Source organism: Photobacterium sp. SP02, from assembly GCF_038519165.1.
GTDB lineage: Bacteria > Pseudomonadota > Gammaproteobacteria > Enterobacterales > Vibrionaceae > Photobacterium > Photobacterium halotolerans.
Genome location: NZ_JASJOJ010000146.1, coordinates 1 through 1,017, shown reverse-complemented (window position 1 = coordinate 1,017; position 1,017 = coordinate 1). Strand labels below are relative to the sequence as shown.

At 50.9% G+C, this 1,017-nt stretch carries 1 protein-coding gene and 1 pseudogene; one reads left to right on the top strand and one right to left on the bottom strand.

Going from position 1 to position 1,017, the window contains the following annotated elements; all coding sequences use genetic code 11:
- Positions 1 to 334 (top strand): annotated as a pseudogene (locus tag P0Y67_RS22665) (hypothetical protein); the annotation flags it as partial.
- A 301-nt stretch (positions 335 to 635) separates the two neighbouring features.
- On the opposite strand, the gene P0Y67_RS22660 reads toward P0Y67_RS22665, so the two are convergent.
- Positions 636 to 1,017, bottom strand: a 382-nt coding sequence (locus tag P0Y67_RS22660; RefSeq protein WP_342393701.1) for an HNH endonuclease, incomplete at its 5' end; no start/stop codon positions are given.

Here is a 1,017-nt window from a genome sequence, read left to right as displayed (position 1 = left end):
CAAAGCGTTGATCGCGTTAGCCGTAACGGCGATTGCCGAGTGTTCACAACAGTTCGGCGCGATCTGCCCCGAATGCAATGGCTCGGGCCACACTACAAACAAACGCCGGATCACCCGCAAGTGCCCAGCCTGTAAAGACGGCCGCGTCCCCTGGACCAACGAAACCCGCTTCGCCAAATTCGCGCAGGTACTGCCCGTTCCCTTCAGCCGGTTCAACCGCTACAAGCCAATACTGGAAGAGTTAGTGCGTTGGCTGAACGACGGCCGCACAGCGGCTTTGTTGTCTGTTCAGGAGCAGATTGAGCTGGAGGAAAGGGAAGCCGAGGTGGCGTGATGGAGGTGAGAATCAGTGATAAAGTCTGTGTTCAGTTCAACCAGATGAACCTAAAGCAACCAAGTAACGTGCGCAGGGTAGTGGAGCTGCTGAAAGCGGGCCGTGAAGATGATTTCTGCGCTAAGCGCATGTCATCATCTGGTGAGCTTTTTTGTGGTGAAGGTAGACGGTAAGGCTCGAGTTGTCGTGTGACAGATGCATGGTAAAGACTGTTGTGGTGTGGTTTGTGTGATGAAGTAAAAGGCGACGGAAGTCGCCTTTAGTCTTTAAATTACTAGTAGTGAGAGCACCTGTTATAGGTTCACTCCCGAGTCAACGCGGGGATCTTTTGGTAGAGCTGTTCAACCTGAATTGCTTTGTCTGAGCTGAAGTGTAAAAGCCTGTGGCAGTTTGGACACAACGCGACACAATTTTCTACAGTATCAGAGCCGTTTTCAGATAATCGCTTCACGTGATGAACTTCTAAGTACGGCTTCCCGCTCGGCGTAGCGAAAGGAGCAGGGTTGTCACATAGCTCGCAATGGCCCGAAGCACGGTCGAGTACCCAGGCTTTTACCTGAGCAGAACGTTCATATACAACTGAGTTACTTTCGTTTGCTTTGGGGGTAAGGTTACCCTCAGGCCTTACCAGATTTTTACTTTTCTGGTAGTTATCGACCTCGATTTCAAAGCCTATAGTTGTC